Annotated in this window: 15 protein-coding genes; 9 read left to right on the top strand and 6 right to left on the bottom strand. The window is 28.6% G+C overall.

Annotation, left to right across the window (positions count from 1 at the left end; genetic code table 11):
- Positions 1-5: 5 nt before the first annotated feature.
- From FP421_RS04680 to FP421_RS04665, 4 genes are all read left to right on the top strand, one after another.
- Entirely contained in the window at positions 6-1535 is a 1530-nt protein-coding gene (locus tag FP421_RS04680; protein WP_159948102.1) for a hypothetical protein, read from the top strand.
- A 252-nt stretch (positions 1536-1787) separates the two neighbouring features.
- Positions 1788-2051 carry a hypothetical protein gene (locus FP421_RS04675; protein WP_159948101.1) on the top strand — a complete coding sequence of 88 codons (264 nt, stop codon included), beginning with the start codon at positions 1788-1790 and terminating at the stop codon, positions 2049-2051.
- Between the two features lie 177 nt (positions 2052-2228).
- Positions 2229-5516: a hypothetical protein gene (locus FP421_RS04670; protein WP_159948100.1), complete on the top strand. Its 3288-nt coding sequence runs from the start codon at positions 2229-2231 to the stop codon at positions 5514-5516.
- Positions 5517-5586: 70 nt separating this feature from the next.
- The gene (locus tag FP421_RS04665; RefSeq protein ID WP_159948099.1) at positions 5587-5730 is read left to right on the top strand and encodes a hypothetical protein; all 144 of its coding nucleotides are present in this window, start codon (positions 5587-5589) and stop codon (positions 5728-5730) included.
- Here FP421_RS04665 and FP421_RS04660 read toward each other — a convergent pair.
- Together FP421_RS04660 and FP421_RS04655 are read right to left on the bottom strand one after the other, a co-directional pair.
- Positions 5727-6863, bottom strand: a complete 1137-nt coding sequence (locus tag FP421_RS04660; RefSeq protein ID WP_159948098.1) for a cysteine desulfurase family protein — start codon at positions 6861-6863, stop codon at positions 5727-5729. The two genes, FP421_RS04665 and FP421_RS04660, sit on opposite strands and share 4 nt — an antisense overlap.
- 15 nt (positions 6864-6878) lie before the next feature.
- Complete coding sequence (locus FP421_RS04655) at positions 6879-7424, bottom strand: Smr/MutS family protein (RefSeq protein WP_159948097.1); 546 nt, start codon at positions 7422-7424, stop codon at positions 6879-6881.
- Between the two features lie 64 nt (positions 7425-7488).
- Between FP421_RS04655 and FP421_RS04650 the strand changes: the two genes are divergently transcribed.
- Positions 7489-8112 (top strand): low molecular weight phosphatase family protein, encoded by a 624-nt coding sequence (locus FP421_RS04650; RefSeq protein WP_159948096.1) that lies wholly within the window; start codon positions 7489-7491, stop codon positions 8110-8112.
- Here FP421_RS04650 and ppk2 (FP421_RS04645) read toward each other — a convergent pair.
- Together ppk2 (FP421_RS04645) and ppk2 (FP421_RS04640) are read right to left on the bottom strand one after the other, a co-directional pair.
- Complete coding sequence (gene ppk2 / locus FP421_RS04645) at positions 8109-8894, bottom strand: polyphosphate kinase 2 (protein WP_159948095.1); 786 nt, start codon at positions 8892-8894, stop codon at positions 8109-8111. The genes FP421_RS04650 and ppk2 (FP421_RS04645) overlap by 4 nt on opposite strands.
- A 2-nt stretch (positions 8895-8896) precedes the next feature.
- Positions 8897-9754 carry a polyphosphate kinase 2 gene (ppk2, locus tag FP421_RS04640; RefSeq protein WP_159948093.1) on the bottom strand — a complete coding sequence of 286 codons (858 nt, stop codon included), beginning with the start codon at positions 9752-9754 and terminating at the stop codon, positions 8897-8899.
- A 91-nt stretch (positions 9755-9845) separates the two neighbouring features.
- Between ppk2 (FP421_RS04640) and FP421_RS04635 the strand changes: the two genes are divergently transcribed.
- A complete protein-coding gene (locus tag FP421_RS04635) occupies positions 9846-10796 on the top strand; it encodes a lipid A deacylase LpxR family protein (protein ID WP_159948091.1) in 951 nt (316 codons plus the stop codon).
- Here FP421_RS04635 and FP421_RS04630 read toward each other — a convergent pair.
- On the bottom strand, positions 10793-12217 hold the full coding sequence (locus FP421_RS04630; RefSeq protein ID WP_159948089.1) for an ATP-dependent DNA helicase: 1425 nt from the start codon (positions 12215-12217) through the stop codon (positions 10793-10795). The genes FP421_RS04635 and FP421_RS04630 overlap by 4 nt on opposite strands.
- 104 nt (positions 12218-12321) lie before the next feature.
- Between FP421_RS04630 and FP421_RS04625 the strand changes: the two genes are divergently transcribed.
- The 3 genes from FP421_RS04625 to FP421_RS04615 are packed head-to-tail and all read left to right on the top strand — an operon-like array spanning position 12322 to position 14394.
- Entirely contained in the window at positions 12322-13056 is a 735-nt protein-coding gene (locus tag FP421_RS04625) for a hypothetical protein (protein WP_159948087.1), read from the top strand.
- Entirely contained in the window at positions 13040-13861 is an 822-nt protein-coding gene (locus tag FP421_RS04620; RefSeq protein WP_159948084.1) for a DUF3822 family protein, read from the top strand. Before FP421_RS04625 ends, FP421_RS04620 begins: the two co-directional genes overlap by 17 nt.
- Positions 13858-14394, top strand: coding sequence for an RsmD family RNA methyltransferase (locus tag FP421_RS04615; RefSeq protein ID WP_159948082.1), 537 nt, complete (start codon positions 13858-13860; stop codon positions 14392-14394). The genes FP421_RS04620 and FP421_RS04615 overlap by 4 nt, the downstream gene beginning before the upstream one ends.
- Here the strand turns inward: FP421_RS04615 and FP421_RS04610 are convergent.
- The gene (locus FP421_RS04610) at positions 14391-14813 is read right to left on the bottom strand and encodes a hypothetical protein (RefSeq protein ID WP_159948080.1); all 423 of its coding nucleotides are present in this window, start codon (positions 14811-14813) and stop codon (positions 14391-14393) included. The genes FP421_RS04615 and FP421_RS04610 overlap by 4 nt on opposite strands.
- Positions 14814-14831: the final 18 nt, after the last annotated feature.

Below are 14831 nucleotides of genomic sequence, written 5' to 3'. Positions count from 1 at the left end.
CAACTATGAAAAAGTTCCTTTTCTTATTTGCAGTTTTTATTTCATATCAATCTATATATTCTCAATCAGAGAAAATTCCAAAAAAAAATATTCAGAAAGGTTTTGCAAAAATTGATTACTTATCTATTGATATGCCAATTACCAATATACCTAATGAAACTAATATGGGTTTTACAGGTATACACTATAACCTTAATTTAAAAAATAATTTTTATACAGGTATTGGTATCTATGGCTCTGTGAGTGGTTCAAGAGGTGGTTTTTTTACCTTGGGAGTTAATGCAGGTCTCAAAAAATATTTTTCAGATGGTTTCTACCTAGATACAGGATTCCATTTTGGTGGTGGTGGTGGTGCTGGAGCTCCAGATGGTGGTGGTGCCTTTATATTACCTCACTTTAATTTAGGTTATGATTTTAAATATTTCTCAGTAAATTCTGGATGGAGTTATGTTGATTTTTTTGATGATGGTTTGATAAAAGGACATCAACTAAATGTTAGTTTAGAAATTTCTTTAGATTTTGAACATTCAAATTATAATGCTTCAGAAAAAGAGTTTGAAATTGAATCTTTAAGTTCTTCTGATTGGAATCAGAAAAGTAAAAGAAGTTCTTTAATGCTCCATGCCAATAATTTAAAAGTTGTAAAAGATAATACTGGAGTTATAAAAAAAGGAAAAACAATTAATCTTGTTGGTTTTGAATATGCTTCCTATTTTAATGAAAATTGGTTTGCTTTTCTAAAGGTTGATGGTGCATATAACGGAATTCGTGCAGGATATATGGATGTGTTCTTTGGTGCTGGTTACCTTTTGCCGATAATTAAAAACAATACAAATGTCTTAGCCAAATTCGGAATTGGTGCAGGTGGTGGTGGTGGTGTTGATTCTGGTGGTGGTTTTATGATTTATCCTGATTTATCAATAGAACAAAAACTTTTTAATGATATCTATATTTCAATAAATAAAGGATACCTGTTAACTCCTGATAAAAAATTTAATACTTCCACTTTTGGTATTGGTTTAAAATATTATTTAGAAAGAAATGGTATTATCAATGATGATGAATCCTACAGTAAAACTAAATTTAAAGGATTTGAATTCATTGTAAAACAAGACATCTATTTTAATGCAAAGCGTGAAACTGAGCCAACTGAAGATATGCATCAAATTTCACTTCAAATAAACGTAGATTTAAACAAATCTCTCTTTATTGCTGGTCAAACTTCATTTGCAAATTTTGGTAATGCAGGAGCTTATGCTGAAGGTCTGGTAGGTTTAGGTTTCAAAACAAAACCTACACTTAATACTTCTATTTCATTCTTTACTCAATTTTTAGCTGGTGCTGCTGGTGGTGGTAACATTAGTACTGGTCAAGGATTGATTATAAAGCCAAGTGCTGGTTTAGATTACAAACTTACAAATACACTAAACTTAAGAGCTGCTGGTGGTTATGTTAAAGCCAAAGGAGGAACATTGAGTAGCCCTTTTCTTAATTTTGGAATAAAATACAACATTTCTTTATTGAAATTAAAATAATTTTGTAAATTTGCAATATCAATATCCCCTTATTGATGTACCCTCTTTTTTAAATTTATAATAAGTTCGTAGTTAATTTAACGCAAATGTTAATTTGACTATACGTTTATTAAAGCTCCCTAACTTTATAAGTATTATTTAGTTGCTATTTTTTTACTAGCTACAGGAGATTTATTTTAAAACCCTCTACAAATTAGATCCTGTTTGTTTTTAAAATTTATAGTTGTTTTATGAATTGTAAAATTTTTTATTATGAAAAGAGTCTTATTTGCTTTAACATTTGTAGGGGTATTAGCAAGTTGCCAACCCGTAAAAACAGAATTGGAGTATTACGAATCTAACAAAACTACTGTTGAGAAAGAATATGCCAATTACCATATTACTTCTTTCAGACAGTATAGTTACATTTTTCAGGTTTCAAACCCTGAGCACGTAATAAAAGTTACTTTAGATAGTAATGCGAAAATTATTAAAAGAGATACTTTAAGAGTGTTTACCTCTTTGGTAAAAAAATAACTACTCCCACAAGTATGTTTATAATGGTATGATACCCCACGTTTCATGCCTAAAAGAGTAACCTATTAGGTTACTCTTTTTTTTTTTGAATACTTTTCTAAAAAAATCATTTTTTTTTAAAACCATACCTTAAAAAAATACGTAAGTCTTTATAGTAAACACTATAAAACATACTATATGCTTAAAACTACAATTAGAAAAAAATCCATAAACCATATTTGCATACTATTATTACTTATTTTTTCAATAAATAATTATGGTCAGAATATTTTAAAAATTTCAATTGATACCGATAAGGATGGAGTCTCTGACGCTATTGATATCGATGATGATAATGATGGAATTTTAGATAAAATAGAATCTTCTTACAAAAAAATAGAAAGTGCAACTGTAAATGGCTCTCCTCTTTTTACGTTAAATAAAGGAGTAAAAAAGGAATATCATATAACTGATGGCATCAATAGAAAAGGTGCTGAATTTGATAAAATAAATGATGAGTTAGTTGTAAATTTTGGAAAAGAAATACCAGCAAACACATACTTATCATTTAAATCATTTGCAAAAAAATATGGTAAAAAAATACTATTAATCGAAGAATCTAATAAAACAGGGGATATAACTTCAAACCCAAAATATATTGTTCATTATTACAACTACTATTCTAAAAAAACATATTACAAACTAAGTAAGAGTACTCAGTTTATAAAAATAAAAATGATTAAAAATCATGGTGGTTCAATAGTAGTTGATTATTTAGAACACCAACCCTATTCTATATTGACTGATATTGATACAGATGGAGATGGAATTCCAAATCGTTTGGATTTAGATTCTGATGGTGATGGATGTTCTGATGCTCTAGAAGCATGTGTCCCAGATATTTTTAAAAGTTACGAGACCCCAGAAGATAACGACACTATTTCAACATTAAACGAAGCAATTATTAAAGGAAATTTTGGGGCAAATGGATTTTCTAACAACTTAGAAAAAACAGATAATACTAACACAGAATCCAATTTTAGAGATGCATATCATTATGCAATAAATAAAGATATAAATGCTTGCGGAACACCAATGATTACTCAAATAGTAAAATCTTCTTCAGAAAATTGGATAGAGATTACAAACATTCATCCAACAGCAATAATTCCAAAAAACGCAATATTAATCAGCTTGTTTAAAAATTCTAATGATGATTTAACAGGAATTTCACCTAATGAAATTACAAGAAACCCAAAAGAGCTTCAACCTGGAGAATCATTAGTTTTTAAAAATGGAAATAGCGCTATTCCTTTATTAAACCAACTTCCTTTTGTTAATAATTTAATTACAAATTTCTCTGATTCTAACAGTATAATTACGATATCTAGAGCTAGTAACAAATTAACTTGGCAATCTAGAATAGATGTATCTAAGAACATTGAAAATACAACTGCATATGTAAGAATTGATGAAGTTACAAAGCCTAATAAAAACTACTCTTCTAGTGAATGGGTAGCTTTTGTAAACGATAACTTAGATCCTTATAGAGATTTAACTATTGGTGGTCCTGAAAGACACCCTCATGACCCATTATTTTCAGAAATAATATCTGCAAATCAAGAATCTAATATACTGTTAGGTTTGCATAGAATAAACCCTACAGAAAGAATTGATGGAGCTTGGAGTAATGGTTACCCTGATAGATCTAGACATGTTATTGTAAAAGAAGACTATATAGAAAATACCAATTCTTTTAAGGCAAGAAAATTAAGTGTCAAAAACGGCAGTACACTTTTAATGAATAACAAATTACTAGTTGTAACAGACAGCATTCATTTACTAACTAATGATGATGAAATTAGATTAGCTCAAAATGCTGAGTTAATTCAAACTCATAAAAACGAACAACAATTTTATGGTCTAGGTAAAATTTTAATTGACAAAAAAACCAAAGTAGAAAGTATATACAGATATAGCTATTTGAGTAGCCCTGTAAATTCTATCGGCAAAAATACATATACTATTGCTGATGTTTTAAAAGATGGGACTATTCCGCTCTCTATAGATTCTAAGATTACAGATATTAATTTTGTTTCTGGTTATAATGGTGAAGCAACTAGCCCTATAAGTATTGCAGACTATTGGATTTACACTTTTTCGAGCAGTAATGGTACACGTGCTAATTACGAACAAAAGAAAAGCACTGGAGCAATAAGGCAAACAAGTGGTTTTATAATGAAAGGCACTGGAGTACTTCAGAACTACACCTTTGTTGGAAGTGCTAAAGATGGAAAATTAAATTCAAATATAGGTGCTGAAGATTCTTATTTGTTAGGAAACCCATATCCATCAAGAATTAGTGCAAAAAAGTTCATAGAAGATAATCTCAACTCAATTAGCGGAACATTATATTTTTGGCAACATGCAGGAGAAAAAGATATCGAAACTTCTAATATTGCTGGACATTCATTTAGTGGTTATATTGGTGGTTATGCTACAAGAAATATTGCCATGGGTATTGCTGCAAATCTAGTACCTAGTAATAATTATAATACAAATGAACCCACTATTAATGATGATAGTTATTGGAGTCCTGGTAATTATATTCCTGTAGGAACTGGATTCTTTGTTGGTGGCAGCAAAACTGGTGGTCCAATAGTTTTTAACAATAGCCAAAGGGAATATAAAAAGAATAACAATACTGAAAGTACAGAAAACACATCAAACAATCTTTTAGAAAATGTATTAGATTTATTTCCTGTAATCGATTTTAAAAATCCTGATGAGCTACCAATTCTAAAACTTGGAATGGAATATAAAGAACCAGAAAAACCAACCATTCATAGACAAATAGGAATCTCTTTTAACAAAAACAATACTTTTAAAAAAGAAAAGGGTTATGATAGTGAGTTATTTGATTTGAATAATACAGATATTTACTGGAAGTTTGATAATGATGAATCAAAATATTCAATTGCGGGAGTTCAAGAAATTAGCTCTGACTTAGAGATTCCTTTAGAACTTAGTTTAAGTTACAGTGGTGAAATTAGTTTAGGAATTGATGAAAAGAACCAAATAAACACTCCTATTTACCTGAAAGATAAAGTTACAGACTCAATATATGATTTGTCAAATAAGGTAAAAATAAACTTGGCTTCTGGAACTTATTCAAATAGGTTCTATCTAGGATTTTCAAAAGAAAAAGAACCAATCAATACACCTGTAATTAGCACTCCTAAAGATTACTTTAATGTGTATTATAATTCAAGAAACAAAAAAATAATACTAAACAAAAAAGAAGTGATTACTGTTTCTAAGATTCATTTGTACAAATTATTTAGAGGTAAAATTGACAGTTGGTCAATTAAAAACCAACGAAAAAAAATCAAACTTAAAACAAGAAAAAGAATTAGAAGAGGCATTTACATTATTAAAATTGAAACAGAAAAAGGCATTTTTATTGAAAAAACACTAGTAAGGTAGTATAAAAAATAGTGTATCTATTTCTTAAAATAGATACACTATGCTTTAATGCTAAACTAATATTTAAAATATGCTAGCTTATATACAAATGGTACCTCCTGTAACTCCTCCACCTCCACCAGGTTTATCAATTCAGACTGATGGATTACTTGTTTTTACAGCAATATTTATAGGTATTGTTGTACTCAAAAAGTATAGCTTAAGAGATTTCTAGTTAAGTAATGCTACTAACTTAGATACAGTTATATCAACTTCTCGTTTGGTAGTATACTTAGAAAAAGAAAAACGAATAGAGGTATTATTACTCTCTTTATCAGACAATATTTCTGATAAAACATGAGAACCTTTATTACTACCACTTTGACAAGCACTTCCTCCAGAAACTGAGATTCCTGCTAAATCTAAACTAAACAGCATCATATCATTTTGAACAGGAAAACGTACATTTAAAATGGTGTAAGTTCCTTTATGCAACTCACCTGAAAAACCATTAAATTGAATATTTCTATTTAATTTAATCAATTCAGATTTAAAATATTGTTTTAATTCTTCAATGTGATTCTTGTCTTTTTTTAAATTAGAAATTGCTATTTCAAATGCTTTTTCCATACCCAAAATGGCATGTACATTTTCAGTACTCGATCTTGCTCCTTTTTCTTGATCACCACCATGCAACATTGGTAAAATTCCAAAACCTTTTTTAAAATATGCAAAACCAACTCCTTTTGGCCCATGGAATTTATGAGCACTAGCAACAATAAAATCTATAGGTGATTTTTGTAAATCCAGTGGATAATGACCAATTACTTGAACAGTATCAGAATGGAATAATGCATTGTACTTTTTACACAAGCCACTGACAGATTCAACATCAAGAATGTTTCCTATTTCATTGTTGATATACATTAGACTTACTAATGTTTTTTTATTTGAAGTTGATAAAAGTGTTTCTAAATAATGTATATCTATTTCCCCAAACTCATCAACATTTACATAATCAATCTGAATATTATGTGAATCTCTTAAATAATCACAAGTATGTAATACAGCATGATGTTCTATCTTTGAAGTAATAATTCTTGTAACATTTAAATTAAAAACAGCATTATGTAATATTAAATTATCTGCTTCTGTACCTCCTGCTGTAAAAATAATTTCGCTAGCAGAAACATTAAGATGTTTGGCTATATTTTTTCTAGCAGTTTCAACAGCAGATTTAGCTTTTCTACCAAATTGATGTGTAGAAGATGGATTTCCATAATTATCTTTCATAGAAGAATACATCACCTCTATGACTTCATCATCAATTTTTGTGGTAGCTGCATTATCTAAATAAACCGTTTTCATTTGGCAAAAGTACAATTATTTAGGGTTCTGATAAATATAAACTTCGGTAGCTCCTAACCCATATTTTTTATAAGAGGCATCATAAAATTTTACTGAATATTTATTTAAAAGTCTTTTTAATTCAGATTTTAAAACACCTTCTCCTACTCCATGAATAAAAACAACTTTAGAGATTCTTTTAGAAATGGCATATTCAATTTTTCTTTTTGCGGTGTCTAATTGAAGATTCAACATATCAAAATTATCCATGTTTTTGGTTGATTTTACCAACTGATTTATATGCAAATCTACTTCTAAAACAACTTCATTTTTTTCTTTTTTAAAAAGACTTTTCTGTTGCTTTTTTTCTGATATTTTCTCTTTTAACAACGGATTATTAATATCAGAATATTTAGACAGTTCATGTTGTTCAACATCAATTTTTACCAACTCTGATTTTTGAAAGCTAAAAATCATTCCATCAGTAGTTTGTATAGAAACATTGTTACCTTGAATAGCTACAACTTTACCTTTTAAAACATCATCTAAAACTGCTACTTTATTTCCAATTTGTAAACACATTCTTAACTTTCTCTTAATTTAATATGATTTTTGATGATAGTATCTTTGTGCAAAAATAACAAGGATGATTAAGACTTCTACTAATAACTTCTTTAAAAGTGCACAAAAATCAATTGTAATAAATGAAGAAAGAAAAGAATTACTTTCTAAAATCTCAACATTTATTGCAAATGAATACACAGAAAAAGGAGTTGTAAATCTTAATTTTATTTGTACACACAATTCTCGTAGAAGTCAACTTGGTCAAGTTTGGGCTTTTTATGCTGCCGATTTTTTTGGGTTAAACATCAATGCATTTTCGGGAGGAACTGAAGTTACTGCATTTTATAGAAACACTGTAAAAACGTTACAGAAGGTAGGGTTTACTTTTCAAGTTTCAGATTTTTCTCATCAAAACCCCAAATATTTAATTTCATTTTCAGGAGCTTTGAAATCTATTTTAGGTTTTTCAAAACGATATGATCATGCTCATAATAAGAACCCATTTATCGCCATTACTACTTGTAACAATGCAGATGCAAATTGTCCTTTTATACCTGAAGCAATTGCAAGATTTCATTTACCGTTTGTAGATCCTAAAATTTCTGACGGAACAGATAAACAAGATGAGACATATCTTGATACCAACAAACAAATTGCAGCAGAAATATATTTATTGTTTAATGAAGTAAATAAATTAATTTCTTAAACTTCTAAATCTTTGTCATAAGGTATTCTCTCTAAAATGTGATTTATTACATTAACTCTAGCCTCTGTTTTTCTGTTAGCTTTTATAATTTTCCAAGGAGAGAGTTCTGTATTAGTTTTTTCGAACATTGCATTTTTATACTCTGTATATTGGTCCCACAAATCTTGAGCTTTTTCATCCAACTTTGTCATTTTCCATTGTTTTAAAGGATCACTTTTAATATCTTCAAAACGTTTGGCTTGTTCTTTTTTAGAAATAGACATGTAAATTTTCACCAAGTGAATACCAGATTCTAAAATCATTCTTTCAAAATCATTAACTTGATTCATAAAAATATCATACTCTTTTTGAGTACAAAAATTATTTACAGGCTCTACCACAGCTCTATTATACCAACTTCTATCAAAAAAAACCATTTCACCAGCTTTTGGAAACTGCTCTACATATCTCTGAAAATACCATTGAGATTGCTCATCTTTTGTAGGTTTTGGCAAAGCTACTATGCGCATATGACGTGGATTAATACGTTCTGTAATTCTTCTTATTGCTCCTCCTTTACCTGCTGCATCTCTTCCTTGAAAAACAACAATAATTCTCTCATCATTATTAATTGCCCAAGTTTGTAAACGAATTAATTCTACTTGTAATTTCTTTAATTTACGTTGATAATCAATGTATCTTAATGCTCTATCAACATTTAAAGGTTCTTTAGATAGTAGTGATAGTAATCCTTTTTTACTATTTAATTTTCGAACTTCTTTATCTGATAACTGTCTATTCATAATTAATCTGTATGGATGTTAGAGCGATAGTAACGCATTACTACGTTAGGATCTGGATTTAAAATTGTCTGCGCTTCTTCTTTTCCATCATAATCAAACTGAGAGAGCACATGTCTCATAGCTTCTAATCTTGCTATTTTTTTGTCATTGGTTTTTATCATCATCCAAGGACTATAAGAAGTATGTGTTTTAGAAAACATTTCACGTTTGTAATAGGTGTATTTGTCCCACAAAATTTGACCTTGTTTGTCTACGGGACTAAACTTCCACCTTTTCAAAGGATCTTCATTTCTACCTTCAAAACGCTTTAATTGCTCATCTTTTGTGATGGATAACCAGAATTTTATAATGATAACTCCATCTTCATACATCATATGCTCGAATTCTGGCACTTGAACTAAAAATTCTTTGTATTGTTGATTGGTACAAAAACCCATTACAGGTTCAACAACTGCTCTATTATACCAACTTCTGTCAAAAAAAACAATCTCACCTGGATTTGGTAATTCTTTTATGTACCTCTGAAAATACCATTGTCCTTTCTCCACTTCTGTTGGTTTATTTAAGGCCACCAACCTACTAGATCGAGGATTTAAATGCTCCATAAACCTTCTAATATTTCCTCCTTTACCAGCTGCATCTCTACCTTCAAAAATAATAGCGACTCTTTTCTGGTTTTTAGAAATCCACCTTTGTAACTTAACTAATTCTATTTGAAGTAATCTTAACTCTTCATTATATGAAATTGTTTTTTTTACTTTTCGATACGCTTTATTTTTTTTTTCAATCAAAGCCAAGAGTTCTTCTTTATTTTTGGCATTTTGAAAATCATCTGAACTCAATCCTAATTTGTTCTCCATGAAATCTATTTAATGCTCTAAAATAACTACTTTTTTTTAGAAAAACATAAAAAACAAACATTTTAAATAAGTTATTTTATATTTGTCAACTATGAAATATTTCACTTGTATTCTTGTATTTTTTTTTACCTCTTTTGTAATTTCACAAGAAAAGTTTTCTAAAGAAATAAGTTTGGTAACAGATAACGATTTATATGTTTCTAGCATAAGAGATCGTTATTATACTAGTGGTATTTTTATAAATTACAGGTATCTTTCTCAGAAAAAAAAGAAACATTTAGAAAAAAGAATTTTTGAGTGGCAATTGGGTCATGAAATGTTTACACCTTATGTGTCTACAGTTCCAAACATTTTTTTTCATGACAGACCATTTGCAGGTTACTTATATGGAGGTTTCAATATCAAAAGGATTTATAAAAACCAACAAATTTTTAATACTTCTTTACGTTTAGGTTTTATTGGTCCAAATGCATTTGGAAAAGAACTACAAGAATTCATTCATAATATTTATGGTTTTAAAAATGCTATTGGATGGGAGTATCAAATTAAAAATGCTTTAGCTCTTAATTTAGGTGCTCAATTTTTAAAAAGAGTTGTAAAAACAGAAAAAGATAATTTTGATATTTCTTGGGTTAATCAAGTAAATATTGGTACTGTTTATACAAACGTATCATCAGGATTTTATTCTAGATTTGGCTTTAAACCTTTACAAAGTTTAGCGAATTCTATTGCTTTTGGAACTAATATTAATGACGAAAACACTCGTTTTAAAAGAGAAATTGAATCATTTATATACTTAAAATCTACTGTTCAGTATGCATTATACGATGCAACACTTCAAGGAAGTTTTTTAAATACTTCTAGTGGAGTTACTAAAGAAATTATCCCATTAGTTTTTAATTTAGAATTTGGAATTCTCTTTACTGCTAATCGTTTTAATTTTGGATATTCGTTTTTATACAACACAAGTAAATCTAAAGATTTAAGATACGATTATGGACATAAATATGGTCGAATTTCTATCAATTATTTATTACGTTAGGCACTAAAAAATTCATCTTTAAAACCTATCAAATATAATTTTTCTTGCGCTCGTGTTACAGCTGTATATAACCATCTGTAATACTCTTTAGAAACACCTTCAGGTAAATAAGGTTGTTCTATAAAAACTGTTTTCCATTGTCCACCTTGAGATTTATGACAAGTTATTGCATAAGAAAATTTAACCTGTAATGCATTAAAATAAATATTCTTTTTTATAAGTTGATACTGTTTAAATTTAGATTTCTCTTCTAGGTAGTCTTCTCTAACTGCTTCATAAAGCCTATTAGACTCTTCATAAGTTAAAGAAGGGCTTTCACTTATTAAAGTATCTAACAACAGAACTGTTTCAAAAGGTTTCATGTCTAAATAATCAACCATTCTTAACTCTACTTCAGCAAACTTAAAACCATACAACTCTTTTATAGAGAATATTTTAAGTACTTCACAAATATCACCATTTGCAATAAATCCTGCAGCAGATTTATCATCTAACCAGAAATAGTTGTTTTTTACAATCATAACATAATCTCCAGCTGAAATTTCATTTTCTTGACCTCTAATTTTCATACGAATTTGCTGATTATACAAATTAGCTCTTTTGTTAGATCGCACTATAAAAGCAGTATCTTCTAAACCTATATTGTCATAAGCAGAAACCAATGCATCTTCTATATCATAACCATCTTCTAATCTAATGATATCAGGAAACTCCAAATCAAATTTAAAATCTGTGTTGTTATTTTGGATTGAAAACCTTAATGCTGTTGCATTGCTTAAAATACCAGAGTTTTTATGCTGTCTCATCACCTCATCTAACTCTATCTCTGTAATTTGTTTTTGAAATATTCTTTCTAAACTTGAGGTGTCTAAAGCAGGACTAACATCAAGTCTTACTGGTGGAAGTTGTGCTGTATCTCCTACAAAAATTAATTTACAGTTTTTTCCACTATCAACATACCTTATCAAATCGTCTAATAAAGAACGTGCATCAAATAATTGCTGGTTTTGTCTACCATCTGGAATCATAGATGCTTCATCAATAATAAAAATAGTATCTCGAAACTTATTATCTTGTAACACAAAATCTACTGAACCATTTGCTAATTTTTTTGGAAAATAAATTCTCTTATGAATGGTAAAAGCTGATCTTTTTGAATAAGTAGAAATTACTTTGGCTGCTCTACCAGTTGGTGCTAGTAAAACTGCTTTTTTTCCAATTTTCCATAAACTGTTTACAAAAGCACTTATTGAAGTTGTTTTTCCTGTACCTGCATATCCTTTTAATAAAAAAATGGTGTTCTTTTCTTCTTGTAGAGAAAAATCACTCAAATAAAGTAATAATTTACTTTGTTTTTTTGTTGGAGAAAAATGGAATTTCTTTAACAACTCTTGGTAAAAAATGTTACTTTTATCTATCATAAAAAAATTAAAGAACAAAGATACATTGATTTGCAAATAAAAGTTTTTATCATAAAAAAAAAATTGTAGATTTGCCTAAAGACTATTAAAAAAATATATTTAAAATGGGATTACTTGGAATGATTTTAGCAGCAGTTTTAGTTGCTGTACTTATAGCTATAGTTATAGTAAAATTTTTACCTTTAAAATTAAGATGGATAGCTTCTCTTCTATTATTAGCACTTTCTGTATTTTTAGTTGTTAAAATTTGGACTGGAATAATGGAGCCTATCAACTTTAATAAAAATAAAGTAAAAAAATTCGCTAAAGTAGTTGACAAACTAAAGATTATTAGAGATGCACAAGTAAAACATTTTGAAGTTACAGGAAAATATACAAAAGATAAAGCTGCTTTAATTCAATTTATTGATACTGCTAAATTAGCTTTAACTGAAACCACAACAATTGTAGAGAAAGAAAATAGAGGTGGTGGAATTATTGTTGATGTTGAAAAAAGAAAAACTGACACTATTGGTTTTGAACCTGTTTTAAAATATTTTAAAGATACAGACTATAAGAACATGTTTAAAGTTCCTAGTGTTGAAGGTAAAGAATTTGATGTTGAGATAGGAACTGTTGAAAAAATACCAGGTTTAGTTGTACCAACTTTCTATGTAAAAACAGAAAAGAAAGATATCTTAAAGGGTATGAACGAATCTTTAGTAAAACAAGAATTAGAGGCTATAGCAACTGATCAAATTAAAGGAGAGTATATTTCTGTAGGTTCTTTAGAAGAAGTGACAACTGGTGGAAACTGGCCACCTTCTTACGATAAAAAGAAAGGTGAAGAAAACGAATAGTAATACTGTTTTAAAAAAAACAAAAGATATTAGATTATCCATCCAATTTAGTTTGGATGGATTTTCTTTTTGCATCCAAGACAATCTAACTAAAGAGGCGCTATTTTTTTCAGAATATTTATTTGAAGAAAAACAAGTTTCTCCAGAAGAGGTACTTAAAATAATAACTTCTATTTTTACCTCAGACTTAAATCTGCAAAAAGAGTTCTCTTCGGTCTTAGTAATTCATCAAAATGAGTTATATACATTAGTACCCCAAAAATATTTTAAAGAAGAGAAACTTTCTAATTACCTAGATTTTAATATCAAAACACTAAAGACAGATTTTATTGCTTTTGACAACATTGAAATCAACAATAGTAATAACGTTTATGTGCCATATATAAATATTAATAATTACTTATTTCAAAACTTTGGAGAGTTTACTTACAAACATCATATTTCAGTTTTAATAGAAAAATTAATATCTAAAAACAGTATAGAAACATTAAAGGTTTATGTAAATGTTTCTTTTTCTACTTTTGATGTTATTATACTTGATGGAAAGAAACTAAAATTTGCAAACTCTTTTTCTTATCATTCTAAAGAAGATTTTATCTATTACATCCTTTTTGCTTTTGAACAGTTAAAATTAGATACAGAAAAGGTACCTCTCTACTTTATGGGGAAAATAAGTTTGGAGTCTGAAATTTATAAAATTACTTTTGAGTACATTAGAAATGTTTTTTTTAAAGAAAGTAAAAACACAATTTTTAAAAATTTAAATTTATCTACTCACGATAATTACATACTTTTAGGTTCATGAGAATAATTTCCGGAAAATTAAAAGGAAGACGTTTGTCTGCTCCTAAAAACTTACCTGTTCGTCCAACTACAGATATGGCTAAAGAATCTTTGTTTAATATTTTAAATAATCATTATTACTTTGATAGTATTTCTGTAATAGATTTATTTTCTGGAACAGGTAATATTAGCTATGAATTTGCTTCTAGAGGAACTAAAGAAATTTATGCAATAGATGCTAACTTTAACTGCATTAGGTACATTTACAATACAGCTAAAACTTTAGAGTTAAACATAAACACCTACAAAAGTGATGTTTACAAGTTCTTAGAAAAAACTCCTTTAAAAGTTGATGTGATTTTTGCTGATCCGCCATACAACTTTGAAACTGAACAGTTTTTAAAAATTGCTGATCTAGTAAACGAAAAAAAACTCCTAAACGAAGAAGGAGTTTTAATTATTGAGCACTCTAAATACACAGACCTAACTGGCCATAAAAATCATAGTTATGATAAACGTTATGGCGGTAATGTATTTAGCTTTTTTGAGTTTTAATTATTTCGGTTTAAATATTCTCTCGCTTTCCTACTTAATTCAGTTTGTAAATCAGTAGGAAGTAATTTAGCACATTTTAAGAAGTATTTTTGATGATTGTTACTTTTAGACATATAAATATCAAACAACACACCGTCTTGTTTTTTATCCATTAATTTTAAAATCTCTGCTATAATTTTTTTACCAGATTGCTCATTTGAGAAACCAGAACATACTTTGGCCATAGAGTTATAAAAAGTTACAAAACAAGCAACATCACTACAAGCATTTATTTTGTTCATGATTTTAGTTGCCAAATCGTTGGTATCTACTTTACCTTTATTGGTATTATTAACGGGGACAGCATCACCTCCTTCAGATTGAGCTTGTACTTGGAATGAGATGAAAAAAACAAGTAGAGCTGTACACAAAATTTTCATAATAAGTTATTTAAAGTT

Origin of the sequence: Polaribacter septentrionalilitoris (genome assembly GCF_009832745.1) — a bacterium.
In the GTDB taxonomy this organism is placed as follows: domain Bacteria; phylum Bacteroidota; class Bacteroidia; order Flavobacteriales; family Flavobacteriaceae; genus Polaribacter; species Polaribacter septentrionalilitoris.
The sequence above is the reverse complement of the archived record's forward strand: the minus strand, read 5'-3'. Positions and strand labels throughout refer to the sequence as shown.